Below are 19191 nucleotides of genomic sequence, written 5' to 3' on the forward strand. Positions count from 1 at the left end.
GGAGGGAAACCATGCAGCTCAAGCGATTCACCCGGCGCAACACCGTGCTCGCGGGCGTCGCGGCGGCCGTCCTGGTCGGCGGCGGTGCCTCGGCCGTCGCGTTCAGCGGCGGCTCGTCGGACGGCGGCTCCTCGGACGGCGGCTCCTCGGACGGCGGCTCCTCGGCGCAGGCGACCGCGGGCTCGCAGCGCGCTCAGGCAGGCGCGTCCTCGCTCGACCGCGAGGACAGGGGCGACGTCCGGATCTCCGCGACCGGCGCCGTCGACCGCGTGCTGAAGGCGGTTCCGGGCGACGTCACCGAGCTGGAGCTCGACCACGACGACGGCCGGTACGTCTGGGAGGCCGACGTGCTCGGGAAGGGCGGTGGCTGGCACGAGGTGACGCTCGACGCCGACTCCGGCAGGCTCCTCGAGAAGCACAAGGAGCGCGCGGACGACGCGGAGGAGCGCGCCGCGCACCGCGCGAAGGCGAAGCACACCTCCGCCGCCTTCGACGGCGGCCACGTCGACGCGCGGGACGCGCTCTCCACGGCCGAGAAGTACGGCACCGCGACCGAACTCGACCTGGAGCGCGTCGAGTCCGGCCGGGGCGGCGCCGTCTGGGAGATCGAGACGGCCGACGGCTCGGGCGTGGAGCGGACGGTCCTGGTGGGCCTCGACGACGGCAAGGTCAAGGGCGTGGAGACGGAACAGAAGGCGGACGGCGACGAGGACGACGACTGAGGCGTACGCCCCTGCGATCCGCGGAACCTCGCGCACCACCGGCCCGGGCCAGGCGCCCGGGCCGGTTCGCGTGCCGGTGCGGCGGAAGTACGGCCGCACCGGGCGCGCTTGACGAGGGCGCCCCTCAGCCCGCCTCGGTCAGCTCGGCGAGGAGTTCGTCCGCCGCCCCGTAGGGGTCGAGGGTGCCGCCGAGGACGCGTCCGGCGAGGGCGTCCAGCCGTGCGCCGCCGCGCAATTCACCGATCCGCTCGCGGAGGGCCGTCACCGCGATCGTCTCGATCTCGCGGGCGGCCCGGCGGGCGCGGCGCTCGGTGAGCACCCCGTGCTCCTCCATCCAGCCGCGGTGCTTCTCCACGGCCGCCACCACCTCGTCGACGCCCACACCCTCGGCGGCGACGGTCTTCACCACCGGCTGCCGCCAGTCCCCGGGGGCGCGCGCCTCGCCGAGGCCGAGCATGTGGTTGAGCTCCCGGGCCGTCGCGTCGGCGCCTTCCCTGTCCGCCTTGTTGACGACGAAGACGTCGCCGATCTCCAGGATGCCGGCCTTCGCCGCCTGGATGCCGTCGCCCATGCCGGGTGCGAGGAGCACGACGGCGGTGTCGGCCTGCGCCGCGATGTCCACCTCCGACTGCCCGACGCCGACGGTCTCCACGAGCACCACGTCGCAGCCGGCGGCGTCGAGCACCCTGATCGCCTGCGGCGCGGACCAGGAGAGGCCGCCGAGGTGGCCGCGGGTCGCCATGGAGCGGATGTAGACGCCGGAGTCGGAGGCGTGCTCGCTCATGCGGACGCGGTCGCCGAGGAGGGCTCCGCCGGAGAAGGGCGAGGAGGGGTCTATCGCGAGGACGCCCACCCTCCTGCCGGTCCGCCGGTAGGCGCTGACCAGTGCGGAGGTCGAGGTCGACTTCCCCACACCGGGCGCCCCCGTGACGCCGACGACCTGCGCCCCGCCGCAGTGCGGCGCCAACTCGGCCATCACCGCCCGCAGTTCGGGCGCCGCCCCCTCGACGAGGGAGATCAGCCTCGCCACCGCGCGCGGCCTCCCCTCGCGCGCCTGGGCGACGAGACCGGGTACGTCCACTCGGGCCGCCATCGCGTGCTCCGCTCCTCGTAAGTACGTCTGGACACGCCGGAGGTCACCGGCGGAAACGAGCGCGGGAGGCGTGCGCCTCCCGCGCCGACTGGCGGGTCGCGCCCGTCACCTGCCCGGCACGCGCAGCAGCAGTGCGTCGCCCTGCCCGCCGCCGCCGCAGAGCGCCGCGGCACCCGTGCCGCCGCCGCGCCGCCTCAGCTCCAGCGCGAGGTGGAGTGCGATACGCGCCCCGGACATCCCGATCGGGTGACCCAGCGCGATGGCGCCTCCGTTGACGTTCACCTTTTCGGTGTCGACGCCGAGGTCCTTCGTCGACTGCACGGCGACGGCCGCGAACGCCTCGTTGATCTCGATCAGATCGAGGTCCCCGACGGCGAGCCCGTCCTTCTTCAGGGCGTGCTCCACGGCGCTGGACGGCTGCGACTGGAGCGAGTTGTCGGGCCCCGCGACGTTGCCGTGCGCGCCGATCTCGGCGATCCACTCGAGGCCGAGCTCCTCCGCCTTCGCCCGACTCATCACGACGACCGCCGCGGCACCGTCGGAGATCTGCGAGGAGGAACCGGCCGTGATCGTGCCGTCCTTGGCGAAGGCCGGGCGCAGCCTGCCGAGGGATTCCTCCGTGGTCTCCGCGCGGATCCCCTCGTCCTGCGAGAAGACGACCGGGTCGCCCTTCCGCTGCGGGATCTCCACCGGCGTGATCTCCGCCTCGAAGAGACCGCCCTGCTGCGCCGCCGCGGCCCGCTGGTGGGAGGCGGCGGCGACGGCGTCCTGCTCGGCGCGGCCGATGCCGAGCCGGGTGTTGTGCCTCTCGGTCGACTCGCCCATGGCGACGTTCTCGAAGGAGTCGGTGAGCCCGTCGTGCGCCATCGAGTCGAGCACCTCGAGGGAGCCGTACTTGTACCCCGCGCGCGACTTCGGCAGCAGGTGCGGCGCGTTGGTCATCGACTCCTGGCCGCCCGCCACGACGACGTCGAACTCGCCCGCGCGCACGAGCTGGTCGGCGAGGGCGATCGCGTCGAGCCCGGAGAGGCAGACCTTGTTGACGGTGAGCGCGGGGACGTTCATCGGGACGCCGGCGTGCACGGCGGCCTGCCGCGCCGGGATCTGGCCGGCACCGGCCGTGAGGACCTGACCCATGATCACGTACTCGACCTGGTCGCCGCCGATGCCGGCCCTGTCGAGCGCCGCCTTGATCGCGAAGCCGCCCAACTCGGAACCGGAGAAGGGCTTCAGGGACCCGAGCAGCCGCCCCATGGGGGTGCGGGCGCCGGCGACGATCACTGAGGTGGTGCGGGAGGTGCGAGTCATGGTGTTCCCTTCCGGCCGGGAAGTGAAGTCGGGGCGCGGCCGGGTGCCCGGCCGCCTCCGGCCCGGCCCACACGGTCCCGGGCACGCGCCCGCACGAGGGTTGGCGCCAATGTACTGAGCAGTATGCTTCCCGGTCACCCCGCGTACGGTGTGACCGTGCGCACGTTGCGTAACCACGGCGCAAGCGCTGCACTGTCCCCATGCTGACGCGTATCGACCACATCGGGATCGCCTGCTTCGACGTCGAGGAGACCGCCGGGTTCTACGCCCGCACCTACGGCTTCGAGGTCGCCCACACCGAGGTCAACGAGGAGCAGGGGGTCAGGGAGGCCATGCTCAGGGTCAACGGCACCGACGACGGCGGCGCCACCTGGCTCCAGCTCCTGGAGCCGGTGCGGGAGGACTCGGCCGTCGGGAAGTGGCTCGCCAAGAACGGCGAGGGCGTCCACCACATCGCCTTCGGCACCGCCGACGTCGACGCGGACTCCGAGGAGATCGGGGAGAAGGGCGTCCGCGTCCTCTACGACGAGCCGAGGCGCGGCTCGATGGATTCCCGTATCACCTTCCTCCACCCCAAGGACTGCCACGGCGTTCTCACCGAACTCGTCACCGCTGCAGGGTCGTCGAGCCGGGCGGACCACTGACGTCCGCTTCTCGGCCCGGTAGAGTGACACTTCGGCCGGGGCGGAATCGCTGCGCTTGCGGTGGGGTCCCCGGCTGGGGGCTCGGTCCACGTTCCGCCGACGATCTGACACCATTTCCGGGAGGACCTCCTCCACCGGACGGGACAGCGCCCGAGGGCACTGCCGCTCCGCCCGGACGGACCCGGTACCACCGGGCCGGCAAGCGGAGGGGGTTCGACCGAGATGCCCGGATCACCTCCACGACGACCAGGGGACGGATGGGACCGCGCAGTGCGGGGCTACGACCGCTACGAGGCTGACGACCAGCTCTCGCAGTTCGAGGCCGAGATGGATCGGCTGAAGAAGGAACGCGAGAAGGCCGTCGACCACGCCGACGACCTCGGCTACCAGGTCGAAGTGCTGCGTGCCAAGTTGCACGAGGCGCGACGCACCCTTGCCACGCGCCCGGCGAGCTACGACAACCTCGCGCAGCAGGCGGAGCAGATGCTCCGCAACGCCCAACTCCAGGCCGACCAGATGCGCGGGGACGCGGAGCGCGAACTCCGCGACGTACGCGCGCAGAACCAGCGGGTGCGCCAGGAGCAGGCGGAGCAGCAGGCACGCCTCCAGTCCGAGCTGCACGCCGAGGCCGTACGCCGCCGTCAGCAACTCGACCAGGAACTCGCCGAGCGCCGCACCACCGTCGAGAACCACGTCAACGAGAACGTCGCCTGGGCCGAGCAGGTCCGCACCCGCACCGAGGAGCAGGCGCGGCGCCTCATGGAGGAGACCCGCACCGAGGCCGAACGCACCCTCGCGCAGGCGCGCGCCGAGGCGCAGCGCCTCGCCGACGAGTCGCGCAGCCGCGTCGGTGCCGAGTCCGAGGAGGCGCGCACCGAGGCGGACGCCGTACTCCGCCGGGCACGCGCCGAGGCCGAGCGCCTGGTCAACGCGGCCTCCGCGCAGGCGCAGGAGGCCAGCGACCACGCGGAGCAGGTCCGCGCCACCAGCGCGCAGGCGGCCGAGACCGGCCGGCGCGAGGCCGCCGAACTCCAGCGCGCCGCCGAGGAGCGGATGCGGAAGGCCGAGGAGGAGGCGCAGCAGCTCCGCGAGGAGGCCGAGCGCCTGCGCGCCGAGGCCGAGGAGACGGCGGAGAAGCGCCTCGCGGACGCCGAGTCGGAGAACGAGCAGCGCACCCGCACCGCGAAGGCCGAGGTCGCCCGCCTCGTCGGCGAGGGCACGAAGGAGGCCGAGGCGCTCAGGTCCGAGGCCGAGCAGCTCAAGGAAGAGGCGAAGGCCGAGGCGGAGCGGCTCGTCGCGGAGGCGAAGGAGCAGGCCCGCACGACGACGGCCGAGGAGTCGGCGAACCAGCTCGCCGAGGCGGCACGCACCGCGGACGAGGTCCTCACCAAGGCGGCCGAGGAGGCGAAGGCGACCACCAAGGCCGCGGCGGAGGAGGCCGAACGGCTCCGCAAGGAGGCCGAGGAGGAGGCCGACCGCCTCCGTTCCGAGGCGCACGACACCGCGGAAGAGCTCAAGGGCTCGGCGCAGAACGACACCAAGGAGTACCGCGCCAAGACCGTCGCCCTCCAGGAGGAGGCGCGGATGCTGCGGAGCGAGGCCGAGCAGCTGCGCACCAGGGCGGTCGAAGAGGGCGAGCGCATCCGCAGCGAGGCCCGCAGGGAGGCCGTCCAGCAGATCGAGGAGGCGGCGACCCGCGCCGAGGAGCTCCTCGCCAAGGCGAAGGCCGACGCGGAGGAGACGCGCACCGACGCGACGAGCGAGAGCGAACGCGTCCGCACCGAGGCGATCGAGCGCGCCACCTCGCTGCGCAACCAGGCCGACGAGGCCCTGGAGCGGGCGCGGACCGAGTCGGAGGAGCTGCGCACCCAGGCCGAGCAGCAGGCCGAGGAGACCCGCGCCGAGGCGGACGAAGCCGCGCGCCGCGTCCGCGAGGAGGCGGAGGAGGCGGCCTCGGAACGCAGGGCGGAGATGGCAGCGGAGGCCGAGCGGCTGCGTGCCGAGGGAGAGCGCCAGGTCGCGGAGGCCGAAGAGGCGCTCGCCGACGCACGGGCCGAGGCCGAACGGCTCCGCGAGGAGGCGAAGAGCGAGGGCGAGCGGCTCCGCAGCGAGGCGGCGGAGCGCGCCCGCACCGTGCAGCAGCAGGCCGAGGAGGAGGCCGAACGGCTCCGCGAGGAGGCGGCGTCGGAGGCTTCGCAGAGCAGGGCCGAGGGCGAGGCGTACGCGGTGCAGCTGCGTACCGAGGCCGAGACGGAGGCCGAACGCCTCCGCGCCGAGGCGCAGGAGACCGCGGACCGGGTGCGGGCCGAGGCGGACGCGGCGGCCGAGCGGCGGGGCACCGAGGCGGCCGAGGTTCTCGCCGCCGCCCGCGAGGAGGCGGCAAGGCTGCGCGCCGAGGCGGACGAACTCCTCGCCACCGCGCGGGAGGAGGCGCACCAGGAGCGCACCTCGGCGCGGGAGCAGTCCGAGGAGCTGCTGGCGCAGGCGCGGACGCGGGTCGAGGAGGCGCAGGCCGAGGCGGAGCGCACGGTGGCGGACGCGGAGCGGCGCTCGGCCGAACTCGTCGCGGCGGCCGAGGAGACGGCGCAGCAGGTGCGCGACTCCGTCGCCGGTCTCCACGAGGAGGCGGAGACGCAGATCGCCGAGGCACGCGCCGCGGCGGAGGCCGAGGCCCGCGCCCTGCGCTCCGAGGCCGAGCAGGCGGCCGAGACGCTGCGCCGGGAGGCGAACGAGGAGGCGGAGACGGCCAAGTCCCTCGCGGAGACGACCGTTTCGGAGGCGTCGGCCGAGTCCGACCGCCTCCGCGCCGAGGCGGAGCAGGCGCTCGACGACGCCCGCACGGAGGCGTCACGCAAGCGCAGCGAGGCGGCGGAGCAGGCCGACGAACTCGTCACCCGCGCGCAGGAGGACGCCCGCGCGGCGCAGGCCGCCGCCGAGGAGCAGGCCGACTCGATGGTCACCGCGGCGCGTACGGAGGCCGAACGGCTCGTCGCCGAGGCGCGGGCCGAGGGCCGCGAGGCCGTGGAGAAGGCCAGGTCCGACGCGAACACGATGCTGGAGGAGGCGCGGAACGACGCCAACGCCATAAGGACCCGCGCCGAGGAGCTGCGCTCCCGGATCGAGGGCGAGGTCGAGGAGCTCCACGAGCGCGCACGCCGGGAGTCGGCGGAGGCGATGCAGTCGGCGGGCGAGCGGTGCGACAAGCTCGTCAAGGCTGCTGAGGAGCAACTCGCCGAGGCGCGCGAGGAGTCGGAGCGGCTGGTGTCGGAGGCCGAGGCCGAGGCGGGCAAGGTGCGCATCGCCGCCGTGAAGAAGGCCGAGGGGCTCCTCAAGGAGGCCGAGCAGCGCAAGTCGGAGACGGACCGCGAGGCGGAGAAGCTGAAGTCGGACACCGAGCGCGAGGCGGAGCAGCTCAAGGCCGACGCGGAGGCGGAGGCGGAGCGGATCGTCGCGGCGGGGCAGAAGGACCTCGACGTACTGGAGCGCCGCCAGGAGGACATCAACGCCGAAATCAGCCGTGTCCAGGAGGTGTTGGACGCACTCGGTTCCTTCGAGGCGCCCGGCTCCGGCGGCTCGTCGGGCAAGGGCGACCCGGGCGGCAAGGGCGACCCGGGCGAGGCCGACGAGGGTCCCGCGGGCGGTTCGTCGAGCGGTCCGTCGAAGGGCCCGTCCGGTGGGTCGAACGGAAACGGCGGCAAGAGCTCGGGGAGCGGCGGGAGTTCGGGCTCCTCGGGCGGCGGTTCGAAGTCGGGCAACGGCTCGGGACCGCGCGGTGACGGCAGGCCGGATCCACGTACCGGCACGGCAAAGGGCGGTGTGAAAGCGGGTGTTGGACCAGGTGCACCACGTTCGGGTGGCAAGGGTTCGAGAGGCTAGCCACTCGAACGAGCGCACATTTTCCAGATCAAACGGGCATCAGCTCGATGACACGCCGCTATGCCCCCTAGGATTCACCTATCACTCCCCCGTCTGATAACCCGTCTGAATCGACAGGAACCCCATGAGCGACACCTCATCCTCCCCCTTCGGCTTCGAGCTCGTGCGGCGTGGTTACGACCGCGGACAGGTTGACGACCGCATCACCAAGCTCGTCGCCGACCGTGACAGCGCCCTCGCCCGCATCACCTCCCTCGAGAAGCGGATCGAGGAGCTCCACCTCGAGACCCAGAACGCCCAGCAGCAGGTCAACGACTCCGAGCCCTCGTACGCCGGCCTCGGCGCCCGCGTCGAGAAGATCCTGCGCCTCGCCGAGGAGGAGGCGAAGGACCTCCGCGAGGAGGCGCGCAAGGCGGCCGAACAGCACCGCGAACTCGCCGAGGGCGCCGCCCAACAGGTGCGCAACGACGCCGAGTCGTACGCCGCCGACCGCAAGCAGAAGGCGGAAGAAGAGGGCGCCCAGATCGTCGAGAAGGCGCAGGGCGAGGCGAACCACCTGCGCACCGAGGCGGAGAAGGACGCGGAGTCCAAGCGCGAGGAGGCCGACTCCCTCTTCGAGGACACCCGCGCCAAGGCCGCCCAGGCCGCCGCCGACTTCGAGACCAACCTCGCCAAGCGCCGCGAGCAGTCCGAGCGCGACCTCGCCTCGCGTCAGGCGAAGGCGGAGAAGCGCCTCGCGGAGATCGAGCACCGGGCGGAGCAACTGCGCCTGGAGGCCGAGAAGTTGAAGTCGGACGCCGAGCGCCGCGCCCGCCAGACCGTCGAGACGGCGCAGCGCCAGGCCGAGGACATCGTCACCGACGCCAAGGCGAAGGCGGACCGCGTCCGCAGCGAGTCGGAGCGCGAGCTGGCCGCCCTCACCAACCGCAGGGACAGCATCAACGCCCAGCTCACCAACGTCCGCGAGATGCTGGCGACGCTCACGGGCGCCGCGGTCGCCGCGGCCGGCCAGCCCGGCGCCGAGGAAGGCGCGGAGGAGGACGAGCAGCAGCAGGCGGGCGTCCCGGCGCAGCAGTCCCGCTGACCGCCGCGCGGCTCCGCCGAGCACCGAGCGCCGTCCCCCACGTACGGCCCCGCCCCTGCGCGGCCCGGTCCATACCGGGCCCGCAGGGGCGTGCACGTATCCGCACCCTGCGAGCTCCGCTCCGGCGGTGTCCTCCGTACGCAGAGCGCCGAGTCGCGGCCGGCCGCGGCCCGACGTAGCGTCGCCCACATGATCGAGCTGCTGGGGCTCACCAAGCACTACGGCGAGAAGAAGGCCGTCGAAGACCTCACGTTCACCGTCCGCCCCGGGAAGGTCACCGGCTTCCTCGGACCGAACGGCGCGGGCAAGTCCACGACGATGCGGATGATGCTCGGCCTCGACAAGCCGACGGCGGGTGACGTCCGCATCGACGGCATGCACTACCGCGACCTCAAGGAACCGCTCAGCTACATCGGGGCGCTCCTGGAGGCGAAGTCGGTCCATCCCGGGCGTACCGCGTACCACCACCTGCTCTGCCTGGCGCAGTCGAACGGGCTGCCCGAGCGGCGGATCGACGAGGCGCTGGAGATGGTGGGTCTCGCCGCTGTGGCACGCAAGCGACCGCGGTCCTTCTCCCTCGGCATGGGCCAGCGGCTCGGGATCGCCGCCGCCATGCTCGGCGATCCCCGCATCCTGATGTTCGACGAGCCGGTCAACGGGCTCGACCCGGAGGGCATCCGGTGGATCAGGAACCTGATGAAGCACCTGGCCGACGAGGGGCGCACCGTCTTCGTCTCGAGCCACCTGATGAGCGAAATGGCCCTCACTGCCGACCACTTGGTGGTGATCGGCCGCGGAAGGCTGATGGCCGACACCGAGATGTCGGACTTCATCAGCAGCAACTCCCGTACCTACGTGCGCATTCGCACCCCGGAGCCCGAGCGCATGCGTGATCTGCTCACCTCGAACGGGCTGACGTACGTCGCGGCGGAGGACGGCTCGCTGGAGATCGAGGGCGACGAGACGGCGCGGATCGGCGACCTCGCCGCGCAGTGGCGCCTCCCGCTGCACGAACTCAGCCCGCAGCGCGCCTCGTTGGAGGACGCCTTCATGCGGCTCACCGCCGAGACCGTCGAGTACCACGCACACTCGGGCGACCAGCCGGAGACCGAGCAGGAGCCCGCCGAGCGCTGGGGGCCCGGCTCCCCAGGTCGCGGCGGCGAGGGGAGCTGACGATGCGCCATGCGACGAGGGTCCTCCGCTCGGAGTGGACCAAGCTGCGGTCGGTCCGCGCCACTCGCTGGACACTGATCGCCGCGGTGCTGATCACCGCCGGGCTCTCCGCGCTGATCTGCGTCTTCTCCAGGGCCGACTTCGACAACATGTCCCGGCGGTCGCAGGCGACGTTCGACGCCACCTACGTGAGCTTCACCGGCATGGGCATCGGGCAGCTCGCGATGATGGCCTTCGGGGTGCTGGTCGTCTCGGCGGAGTACAGCACGGGCATGATCCGCAGCTCGCTCTCGGCCGTGCCGCAGCGGGGGCTTTTCCTCGTGTGCAAAGTGGCGGTGGCGACGGGGCTGGTCTTCGTCGTCGGACAGATCACCGGCTTCGGCACTTTCTACCTCGGCCAGTGGCTGCTCGGGCCGCACAGCGTCGGCATCACCGAGACCGGTGTGCTGCGTGCCGTGGTCGGCGCCGGTCTCTACATGACGCTCATCGGGCTCTTCGCGATGGGCCTGACGTTCGTGCTGCGCAGCCCCGTCGTCGCGTTCATCGTGCTGATGCCGTTCTTCTTCATCGTCTCCGGCATCCTCAGCTCGGTGAGCGCGACGCAGAAGATCGCGCACTACCTCCCCGACCAGGCGGGTACGACGATCATGGCCGTCGTACCGCAGACGCTCGACCGCCCCTACGGGCCCTGGGGCGGCCTGCTGATCATGGTGGGATGGACGGCCGCCGCGCTCGTCGCCGGCTATCTCGTGCTCCGGGAGCGGGACGCCTGACCGTCGGAGCGTGAGCCTCCGATCGTCGCGCCGGAGGAACCGATCGGACGCCTGTGCGCCTCCCAGGCGGTGTCGGGGAGCAACGGCCCCGCACTGCGTCCGGGGACCGGAAGGTGCTCACGGGCGCTTACGCACTGCCGGCGAAGCACGACGCCTGAGCGGAGCCCGGGTCACATCCAGCGCTGCGCCCCGCCCGGCCTGCGCATCCGGGCACTGCGGCGCTCGCGCGCACCCCAGCAGGCGCCGTGCCAGTGGCGCCTGTCGTCGACGCTGCCCTCCCGCTGCCAGGCGACGACGTGCGGGACACCCGGCGGGATCTCCTGGTCGCACCCGGGGCAGCGGTAGTGCTTCGCCGCTGCGCCTCCGCTTATCCGCCGGACGACCCACTCCTCGCCGCGCCACTCCTCGGTGTGCTCCAGGCCGTATCTGTCCTGTCCCTCCCGCGCCGAGCTGGCCTTGGGCGCGCCTCGGGGGCGGTTGCGTCGCGGGGACACGGCGGGCACCTCGTTGGGTCGCGAGCGGTCGGTCGGCGCGCGCCCTGCCGTCGCGCCGCTCGGCGAGGAGGGGCGGGCGCTGGGGCCGCACCGGGCGGCCGGCCCGTCCACCAGGTTACGCACCCTCCTACCAGAAGCGCCTACTCCGTCTGTGCGGAGCGTCCCGCGGAGCGGCCGTGTTCTTCCGAAAAGCTGAGCAGTACGCGTGCCTTTGGCACGTGTCAGGCGTTAGTGCCTGGAGGGGACGGACTTCGCAGAGGGTCCCGAAGACCAAGGAGGTGGCAGCACATGCGAGTTGGTGCGTTCGTGCTGGGCGCGCAGTTCCCGGGGCAGCGGCAGGAGGAGGCGCTGGCCGGAGCGGTGCGGGCGGCCGAAGTCGCTGAGGAGGCGGGGCTCGACGACGTCTGGTTCGCGGAGCACCACTTCGTGCCGTACGGGGTCTGCCCCTCGGCAGTGACCCTCGCCGCGCTGCTGCTCGGGCGCACCCGGCGCATCGGCGTCGGCACGGCCGTCTCCGTGCTCCCCAACACGCACCCCGTCGCCCTCGGCGAGCAGACGGCCCTCCTCCACCTGACCTCTGGCGGACGGTTCACGCTCGGCGTCGGGCGCGGCGGTCCCTGGGTCGACCTGGAGGTCTTCGGCGGCGGGCTCCCCGCGTACCAGCGGGACTTCCCCGAGGCGCTCGATGTCCTCCTGCGCTGGCTGCGCCGGCCGACCGTCGAGGGCACGGGGCCGCGCTACCGCTTCCGCGAGGTCCCCGTCGTGCCCCGCGCCCCCGACCAGGGGGACGAGACCCGGGTCGTGGTCGCCTGCACCTCACCGGGCACGGTGCGGACGGCCGCGCGGCAGGCGCTGCCGATGCTGCTCGGCATGCACTGCGACGACGAGGAGAAGGCGGAGATGACCGCGCTCTGGCGCCGCGAGGCGACGGCCGCCGGACACCCGCGCGAGCGCGTGGAGTTGGCCGAATCCCGCCACGTCTCGGCGGGCGTCGCACAGGTCGGCGACTCCGTCGAAGAGGCGACCGACGCGCTCACCCGGGCCCTCCCCGGATGGCTGCGCGAGGGCCTCGGCGCGCACCGCACCGTCGACGGCCGCCCACGCCCGATGCGCGATCCCCTCGGCTACACGGAGCACCTCTGCGGACTCCACGCCGTGGGCACTCCGAAGCACTGCGCCGAGCGCCTGGCGACGACGGCGGAGCGCACGGGCATCAGGCGGTTCGCGCTGCTCGTCGAGGGCGCGGGCGACCCGGCGCTGACCGAGGCGAACGTCGCACGCCTCGGCGGCGAGGTGCTGCCGCTCCTGCGGTAGGGGAACGCGCCCTGACGGTACGGGCGTCGGGCTCACCACAACCGGAACGGCAGCCGGGCCAGGAGGTTCCCGCCCCGCGGGGAACCCGTCCCGACCCTGTCCGACCGCGTCCGCCGGCACGAAGCCGGGGGCGCGGCCGGATCACCCTCGCGTACGCTCAGCAGTCACGCAGCTCCGGGGACTGGTTGAGCACCTGCCCGCGGGCTGAGGTGAAGCGCGCCAGCCTGTCGTCCACCGCCGAGTCGAGCGGGAAGACCGCCACCCGGTGGCAGTTCTGGAAGGCGAGACGTACACCGAAGTGCCGCTCCAGCGCGCCCCGGATCGCGTTGCTGGCGAGAGCGCGCAGCAACTGGCCGCGCGCCTGCTCGTCCGGCGGAGGGGTCTGGTTGTCGGCGAACTCTCCGCCGTCCACTTTCAGTTGAGCGACCAGCGAGCTGACCATCTCCCAGGCGTACGGGAGAGAGGCGCGGACGCAGTCGACGAAAGCCGCTTCATCCACCTCACCGCGCTCGGCCTGTTCAAGAAGCGCAGGTGGAACATCGAGCGACATGGCTTCTCCTCTCACAGCCCCGGCCCCCGGGCCGGGTCTCTTAGGGATACGGCCCCCGACCGGCCGCGGCGGAGCTACAGGCGGGTCGGGACGCCCCCGTGCCGGGGAGCAATGGGGGCTGGACCGGAGGACACACCGCACCGCGTAGTCACGCAACCCCGTACGGCGACGTCCCCGCTGCTTACCGTAGGCCGCGCGGAGGTGACGCACCATGCGAATGGGAATACTCGCGCCATTACCGAACGCACCCTTCCAAGAACGTTCCGCGCCGCACCGCGCGTACGCGCCGGCTCCCCCGGAGCCCTCGCCGGCCGAGAGGGCGGATCGCGCGCCGAGGGGGAGTTCGAGTAGCGTTGCCGACCATGCGTCTCGTCATCGCCCGCTGCTCCGTCGACTATGCGGGGAGGCTCACCGCCCACCTGCCCTCGGCCCCGCGACTGATCCTGGTCAAGGCCGACGGCTCGGTCTCCGTGCACGCGGACGACCGCGCGTACAAGCCGCTCAACTGGATGTCCCCGCCGTGCGCCCTCAAGGAGACCGAGGACCGCTGGACGGTGGAGAACAAGGCGGGCGAGAAGCTGGTGATCACCATGGAGGAGGTGCTCCACGACTCCTCCCACGAACTCGGCGTGGACCCGGGCCTGGTCAAGGACGGTGTCGAGGCGCACCTCCAGAAGCTCCTCGCGGACCGGATGGAGACCCTGGGCGAGGGGTGGACGCTCGTCCGGCGCGAGTACCCCACGGCCATCGGCCCCGTGGACATCCTGGGACGGGACGCGGACGGCGGCACGGTCGCCGTGGAGATCAAGCGCCGCGGGGAGATCGACGGCGTCGAACAGCTCACCCGCTACCTGGAGTTGCTCAACAGGGACCCGCATCTCGCACCCGTCCGCGGTGTCTTCGCCGCGCAGGAGATCAAGCCGCAGGCCCGCGTACTCGCCACCGACCGCGGCATCGACTGCGCCGTCCTCGACTACGAGGCGCTCCGCGGCATCGACGACGACAAGCTCCGACTCTTCTGACGGACCCGCGCCCGCGTCCCGCCCGAAAACTCCCGAACGGCCTTCGGCTGTCCGCAGTTGGCCGGTGAGCGATGCCCGGCGGGCGGGCGCCGTCAGAGAGCGCTCTCATTGTTACCTCTCCGAGTCCGGGAACGCTCCCACACCGCGCGCCGCAGGTCACCGGCGCGCCCTCCGTCGACTTCCCTGCCCATAAGGGGAGTTGGACGGCCTGACGGCCCGTCGGCCCGTGTCGCACCTCTTGACGCGCTCTTCTCTCAATAATTAACTCACTGCGCGAATTAAGGGTGTTCCGCCTTCAGTTACTTAAGTGAGCTTCCCCTGAGAGGGGCAGACGACCATGAGCAGAAGCAGCAGGAGCCGCGGGCGCCTCGCCGCAGCAGCAGCCCTCACCACGGCGCTCACCGCCACCGCGTGCGGCGGCGGGACCACCACGGACGGGAGCAGCAACGACGACCCGAAGACGCTCACCTACTGGGCGAGCAACCAGGGACCGAGCGTCGAGGCCGACAAGAAGATCCTCACCCCCGAGTTGAAGAAGTTCGAGAAGAAGACAGGGATCAAGGTCAAACTGGAGGTGATCCCCTGGGACAGCCTCCTCGACCGCATCCTTGCGGCCACTTCCTCGGGCCAGGGCCCCGACGTGCTCAACATCGGCAACACCTGGTCGTCCTCGCTCCAGTCCAGCGGCGGGCTCCTCCCCTGGACCAAGAAGAACTTCGAGAAGATCGGCGGCCGGGACCGCTTCGAACCGAGCGCCGTCGCCGCCGCCGGCGCCAAGGGCGAACCCCCGTCCGCCGTCCCGCTCTACTCGCTCTCCTACGCCCTCTACTACAACAAGGAGATGTTCGAGGAGGCCGGGATCGACGGGCCCCCGAAGACCTGGAAGGAGTTCGACGCCACGGCGAAGAAGCTCACCTCGGACGGCCGTTACGGCGTGGCCGTGGAGGGCGGAAACCCGGTGGAGAACGCCCACCACGCCTTCATCTTCGCCAAGCAGCACGGCGCCGACTTCTTCGACGCCGAAGGCAACCCCACCTTCGACAAGCCCGGCAACGTCAAGGGCGTCAAGCAGTACATCGACCTCCTCGCGAACGACAAGGTCGCGGCCCCCGGCAACGCCGAGTACGCGCAGAACCAGACGATCAAGGATGTCGCCACGGGCAAGGCCGCCATGATGCTCTGGCAGGCCGCGGGCAGCACGCTGAAGCCGCTGGGGATGAAGGAGGACGAGTACGGCGTCGCGCCGATCCCCGTACGGGAGGGCCAGCAGGACGCCGTCAACTCGATGGTCGCGGGCATCAACATCGCCGTCTTCGAGAACACCGACAACCACGACGGTGCCCTCGAGTTCGTGAAGTTCATGACCTCCGACGCCGAGCAGAAGATCCTCAACAAGACCTACGGCTCGATACCGCCGGTGAAGCCCGCACAGCAGGACGCCGCCTTCGCCAAGCCCGAACAGAAGATCCTGCGCGAGGTGTTGTCGAACACCTCGGACCCGCTCCCGCAGGTCCCCGACGAGTCCCAGTTCGAGACGCTCGTCGGGACGGCGATGAAGGAGCTCTTCGCCGACGCGGCGGCCGGCCGCACCGTGACCGAGGAAGCGGTGAAGCAGCGGCTCACCAAGGCCCAGCAGCAGATGCAGAAGTGAGCCGAAGGCGATGACAGCCACCGAGACACCGAGCAGCGCCGCGCCGTCGGCGCCGGGCGGCGGGGAGCGCGGCCGGCCGCCGACCGGGCGCCGCTTCCGGCGGTTCCTCTCCGCGCGGATACGCCGCGGCGGCCTGCCCTACCTGCTGCTGCTCCCCGCCCTCGTCCTCGAACTCCTCATCCACGTGGTGCCGATAGCCACCGGCGTGGTGATGAGCTTCCGGGAGCTGACCGACGAGTACCTGCGGCACTGGGGCGACGCCCCCTGGCGCGGGCTCGACAACTTCCGCGTCGCCGTGGACTTCGACGGGCCCGTGGGCGCGGCGCTCCTCAAGTCGTTCGGCGTCACCTGCGCGTTCACCATTCTCGCGGTCGGGCTCGCCTGGGTGCTGGGGGCAGGCGCCTCGATCCTCATGCAGGACGCCTTCCGGGGGCGCGGTGTACTGCGGGCGCTCTTCCTCACCCCGTACGCGCTCCCCGTCTACGCCGCCGTCATCACCTGGTCGTTCATGCTCCAGCGGGACAACGGCCTCGTGAACCACGTGCTCCACGAGCAGTTGGGGATCACGGACGAGCCCTCGTTCTGGCTCATCGGCGGGAACAGTTTCACCTCGCTCGTCGTCGTCTCCGTCTGGCGCACCTGGCCCTTCGCCTTTCTGATCATCACGGCCGCGCTCCAGAACATCCCGCGCGACCTCTACGAGGCGGCGGCGATCGACGGCGCCGGGATCTGGCAGCAGATCAGGAAGATCACGCTTCCCTCGCTCCGCTCCGTCAACCAGGTGCTGCTGCTCGTCCTCTTCCTGTGGACCTTCAACGACTTCAACGTGCCGTTCATGCTCTTCGGGAAGGCGGCGCCGGAAGCGGCGAACCTCATCTCCCTCCACATCTACAAATCGTCCTTCATCACCTGGAACTTCGGCACCGGCACCGCCATGTCGGTACTCCTGGTGCTGTTCCTGCTGATGGTGACGGCGGCGTACCTGCTCGCGACGTCCCGCAACAAGAGGGGTGCCGATGTCTAGCGCGACCGAGGGCGCCACCGAAGCGCGACGGCGCACGCCCGCACCTGTCCGGCGCTCCCCCAACGCGCCGCCCCCGTCGTTCCTCTGGACGCGGCGAATCCTGCTCACCCTCCTCGCCGTCTTCTCCGCGGTGCCGATCTACGTCATGATCAGCTCCTCGCTGAAACCGCTGCAGGACGTCACGGGCAAGTTCCAGTGGATTCCGAGCGGTCTGACGATCCGCCCCTACATCGACATCTGGCAGACGGTGCCGCTGGCGAAGTACTTCATGAACTCGCTGATCGTCTCGCTCGCCGCCACCGCCTGCTCCGTGGTCGTCGCGGTCTTCGCCGCGTACGCGGTGAGCCGGTACCGGTTCCGCGGCAAGCGGTTCTTCACCGTCACCGTGCTCTCCACGCAGATGTTCCCCGGCATCCTCTTCCTGTTGCCGCTCTTCATCCTCTTCATCAACATCGGCAACGCCACGGGGATCGCGCTCTACGGGTCGCGCGGCGGACTCATCCTCACGTACATGACGTTCACGCTGCCGTTCTCGATCTGGATGCTCGTGGGCTACCTCGACTCCATCCCGCGCGACCTCGACGAGGCCGCCCTCGTCGACGGCTGCGGAGCGATCGGAGCGCTCTTCCGGGTCGTCGTCCCGGCGGCCGTGCCGGGGATCGTCGCCGTCGCCGTCTACTCGTTCATGACCGCGTGGGGCGAGATCCTCTTCGCCTCCATGATGACCAACGACGTCACCCGCACGCTCTCCATCGGCCTCCAGGGCTACGCCACGCAGACCCAGGTCTACTGGAACCAGGTGATGGCCGCCTCGCTCGTGGTGAGCGTGCCCGTGGTCGCCGGATTCCTGCTCCTCCAGCGGTACCTCGTCGCCGGGCTCACCGCCGGCGCCGTCAAGTGACCCCTCAGGCAACGGCGTTCGCCGCAGCGCACCGCGGCCGGCGCCGCAAGAAAGGACCAGCGTGCAACCCGAGTACCCCGAGCAACACAGCGCTCTCCCCGAGGACTTCGTCTGGGGCGTCGCCACCGCGGCCTACCAGGTCGAAGGGGCCGCTGCCGAGGACGGGCGCGCCCCGTCGATCTGGGACACCTTCTCGCACACGCCCGGCATGGTCGCCGGCGGCGACACCGGTGACATCGCGTGCGACCACTACCACCGATGGCCGGAGGACATCGCGCTGATGCGCCGGCTCGGCGTCGACGCCTACCGCTTCTCGATCGCCTGGCCGCGCGTGATGCCGGATGGCGACGGCGTCAACCCGAAGGGGCTCGCCTTCTACGACCGGCTCGTCGACGGGCTCCTCGAAGCCGGCATCACCCCCTTCCCCACGCTCTACCACTGGGACCTGCCGCAGGCGCTCCAGGACCGGGGCGGCTGGCCCGAGCGTGCGACGGCGGAACGCTTCGCCACGTACACGCAGGTCGTGGCGGAGCGGCTCGGGGACCGCGTCACCGAGTGGGCGACGCTCAACGAGCCGCTCTGCTCGGCCTGGATCGGGCACCTGGAAGGCCGCATGGCGCCCGGCATCGCCGACGTCCGCGCCGCCGTTCCCGCCGCCCACCATCTGCTCCTCGGGCACGGTCTCGCGGTGCAGGCGCTGCGCGCGGCCGTGCCGCACGCGCGCGTCGGCATCGTCAACAACCTCTCCGACCACACGCCGGCGAGCGACTCCGAGGCGGACGTCGCCGCCGCGAGGCGAGCCGACGGGCACACCAACCGGTGGTGGATGGACCCGCTGCACGGGCGCGGCTACCCGGCCGACATGGTCGAGCTGTACGGCGTCGAGCCGCCCGTGCGCCCCGGCGATCTGGAGGCTGTCGCCGCCCCGCTCGACTGGCTCGGGCTCAACTACTACTTCCGCAACGTCCTCGCCGACGCGCCGGACGGCGAACTCCCGTACGCGGCCCAGGTGGTCGCGGAGGACGCGCGACGCACCGCGATGGGCTGGGAGGTGCACGCGGAGGGGCTCACGAGGACGCTCCGGCGGATGACCGACGACTACGGCGCGCGCCGGATATACGTCACCGAGAACGGCGCCGCCTACGAGGACACCGTGGGACCCGACGGGCAGATCGACGACCCCGAGCGGACCAGGTACCTGGAGGAGCACCTGGCGGCGTGCGCCGAGGCGGTCCGGCAAGGGGTGCCGCTCGCCGGCTACTTCGCGTGGTCGCTGCTGGACAACTTCGAGTGGGCGTACGGGTACGAGAAGCGCTTCGGCCTCGTGCACGTCGACTATCCGACGCAGCGGCGGACCCTCAAGGGAAGCGGCCACCGCTACCGGGAGATCCTCGCCTCGCACCACGCACGGCGACACCGCGCGGCCTGAGGGGCGGGCGGGGCAGGGGGCGAGTGGCCGGTCGCACGGACGCCGTCCGGCCACTCGACCAAGCCCCGATCCGCCGCAGCCCGGTCTCCCGCAGCGCCTCAACCGGGGCCCTCCGCCGCCGGCCGTCGAACCC

16 protein-coding genes are annotated in these 19191 nt (G+C 71.8%); 12 read left to right on the forward strand and 4 right to left on the reverse strand.

The window, feature by feature from the left end; all coding sequences use genetic code 11:
* The first annotated feature begins 11 nt into the window (after positions 1-11).
* Positions 12-722, forward strand: coding sequence for a PepSY domain-containing protein (locus UWG_RS0111475; protein WP_016907355.1), 711 nt, complete (start codon positions 12-14; stop codon positions 720-722).
* 124 nt (positions 723-846) lie between these two features.
* On the opposite strand, the gene meaB is transcribed toward UWG_RS0111475, so the two are convergent.
* Both meaB and UWG_RS0111485 read right to left on the reverse strand, forming a co-directional pair.
* Positions 847-1815 (reverse strand): methylmalonyl Co-A mutase-associated GTPase MeaB, encoded by a 969-nt coding sequence (meaB, locus tag UWG_RS0111480; RefSeq protein ID WP_033196084.1) that lies wholly within the window; start codon positions 1813-1815, stop codon positions 847-849.
* 105 nt (positions 1816-1920) lie between these two features.
* Complete coding sequence (locus tag UWG_RS0111485) at positions 1921-3096, reverse strand: acetyl-CoA C-acetyltransferase (protein ID WP_029391363.1); 1176 nt, start codon at positions 3094-3096, stop codon at positions 1921-1923.
* A 227-nt stretch (positions 3097-3323) separates the two neighbouring features.
* Here UWG_RS0111485 and mce point away from each other — a divergent pair, with 227 nt between their 5' ends.
* The 5 genes from mce to UWG_RS0111510 all read left to right on the forward strand — a co-directional run bounded on the left by mce (position 3324) and on the right by UWG_RS0111510 (position 10673).
* The gene (gene mce, locus UWG_RS0111490) at positions 3324-3767 is read left to right on the forward strand and encodes a methylmalonyl-CoA epimerase (RefSeq protein WP_016907358.1); all 444 of its coding nucleotides are present in this window, start codon (positions 3324-3326) and stop codon (positions 3765-3767) included.
* A gap of 270 nt (positions 3768-4037) precedes the next feature.
* The gene (gene scy / locus UWG_RS0111495) at positions 4038-7643 is read left to right on the forward strand and encodes a polarized growth protein Scy (RefSeq protein WP_016907359.1); all 3606 of its coding nucleotides are present in this window, start codon (positions 4038-4040) and stop codon (positions 7641-7643) included.
* Positions 7644-7767: 124 nt separating this feature from the next.
* Positions 7768-8727: a coiled-coil domain-containing protein gene (locus UWG_RS0111500; protein WP_016907360.1), complete on the forward strand. Its 960-nt coding sequence runs from the start codon at positions 7768-7770 to the stop codon at positions 8725-8727.
* A gap of 189 nt (positions 8728-8916) precedes the next feature.
* Positions 8917-9900, forward strand: a complete 984-nt coding sequence (locus UWG_RS0111505) for an ABC transporter ATP-binding protein (RefSeq protein ID WP_016907361.1) — start codon at positions 8917-8919, stop codon at positions 9898-9900.
* Between the two features lie 2 nt (positions 9901-9902).
* Entirely contained in the window at positions 9903-10673 is a 771-nt protein-coding gene (locus UWG_RS0111510; RefSeq protein ID WP_016907362.1) for an ABC-2 transporter permease, read from the forward strand.
* Between the two features lie 170 nt (positions 10674-10843).
* Here the strand turns inward: UWG_RS0111510 and UWG_RS0111515 are convergent, their stop codons facing one another.
* Positions 10844-11167, reverse strand: coding sequence for a hypothetical protein (locus UWG_RS0111515; RefSeq protein ID WP_029391364.1), 324 nt, complete (start codon positions 11165-11167; stop codon positions 10844-10846).
* A 288-nt stretch (positions 11168-11455) separates the two neighbouring features.
* Between UWG_RS0111515 and UWG_RS0111520 the strand changes: the two genes are divergently transcribed.
* Positions 11456-12481, forward strand: a complete 1026-nt coding sequence (locus tag UWG_RS0111520) for an LLM class flavin-dependent oxidoreductase (protein WP_029391365.1) — start codon at positions 11456-11458, stop codon at positions 12479-12481.
* A 157-nt stretch (positions 12482-12638) separates the two neighbouring features.
* On the opposite strand, the gene UWG_RS0111525 is transcribed toward UWG_RS0111520, so the two are convergent.
* Positions 12639-13031, reverse strand: a complete 393-nt coding sequence (locus tag UWG_RS0111525; RefSeq protein ID WP_016907365.1) for an SCO5389 family protein — start codon at positions 13029-13031, stop codon at positions 12639-12641.
* A gap of 362 nt (positions 13032-13393) precedes the next feature.
* Here UWG_RS0111525 and nucS point away from each other — a divergent pair, with 362 nt between their 5' ends.
* From nucS to UWG_RS0111550, 5 genes are all read left to right on the forward strand, one after another.
* Positions 13394-14053, forward strand: coding sequence for an endonuclease NucS (nucS, locus tag UWG_RS0111530; RefSeq protein ID WP_016907366.1), 660 nt, complete (start codon positions 13394-13396; stop codon positions 14051-14053).
* Between the two features lie 337 nt (positions 14054-14390).
* Complete coding sequence (locus UWG_RS0111535) at positions 14391-15704, forward strand: ABC transporter substrate-binding protein (RefSeq protein WP_016907367.1); 1314 nt, start codon at positions 14391-14393, stop codon at positions 15702-15704.
* 10 nt (positions 15705-15714) lie between these two features.
* Entirely contained in the window at positions 15715-16728 is a 1014-nt protein-coding gene (locus UWG_RS0111540; protein WP_016907368.1) for a carbohydrate ABC transporter permease, read from the forward strand.
* Positions 16721-17629: a carbohydrate ABC transporter permease gene (locus UWG_RS0111545; protein ID WP_016907369.1), complete on the forward strand. Its 909-nt coding sequence runs from the start codon at positions 16721-16723 to the stop codon at positions 17627-17629. Before UWG_RS0111540 ends, UWG_RS0111545 begins: the two co-directional genes overlap by 8 nt.
* Positions 17630-17690: 61 nt before the next feature.
* A complete protein-coding gene (locus tag UWG_RS0111550) occupies positions 17691-19058 on the forward strand; it encodes a GH1 family beta-glucosidase (RefSeq protein ID WP_016907370.1) in 1368 nt (455 codons plus the stop codon).
* Positions 19059-19191: the final 133 nt, after the last annotated feature.

The organism is Streptomyces xiaopingdaonensis, from assembly GCF_000262345.1.
Lineage (GTDB): Bacteria > Actinomycetota > Actinomycetes > Streptomycetales > Streptomycetaceae > Streptomyces > Streptomyces xiaopingdaonensis.